Raw genomic sequence first — 459 nt, forward strand, 5'->3', positions numbered from 1 at the left:
GGGATCGAGGCGGTCTATCGTCGCCCGAACACGAGCAAGCCGGCTCCGGGTCACAAGATCTACCCGTACCTGTTGCGCGGATTGAAGATCGAGCGGCCCGACCATGCGTGGACATCACCTACATTCCGATGCGGCGTGGCTTCGTCTATCTCGCGGCGGTCGTCGATGTGTTCAGCCGACGGGTCCTGGCCCATCGCGTAGATGCAGGACGCGTTGCGCGAGTTTCTCGTTCTCCGCCTTCAGCGCCGCGAGCTCGGCCGCGTGCGCCGCGATCACACCGCGAACCGATTGACTTCCGGGCGGGCATCACAAAAGGACTGTCCGTGCTGCCGCAATCGGATGCATCGGAGCGCCGAGAGCGCCTCCTGGAAGTCGCCGGTCGAGATGCCGCGCAAATAGAGGACCGGGATCAAGGCATCCAGGCTCTTCGTCCGCCGCGCCCATAGCGGCAGGATTGCC

The 459-nt window shown here is 64.7% G+C and carries 1 protein-coding gene and 1 pseudogene; one reads left to right on the forward strand and one right to left on the reverse strand.

Annotated features, from left to right (window positions below):
- Positions 1-200 (forward strand): annotated as a pseudogene (locus QJT78_RS52105) (IS3 family transposase); the annotation flags it as partial.
- A 72-nt stretch (positions 201-272) separates the two neighbouring features.
- Here the strand turns inward: QJT78_RS52105 and QJT78_RS52110 are convergent.
- Positions 273-459: hypothetical protein (locus tag QJT78_RS52110; protein WP_281460943.1), on the reverse strand; the 187-nt coding region annotated here is incomplete at its 5' end.

This window comes from Bradyrhizobium sp. Mp27 (assembly GCF_029953005.1).
In the GTDB taxonomy this organism is placed as follows: Bacteria; Pseudomonadota; Alphaproteobacteria; order Rhizobiales; family Xanthobacteraceae; genus Bradyrhizobium; species Bradyrhizobium barranii.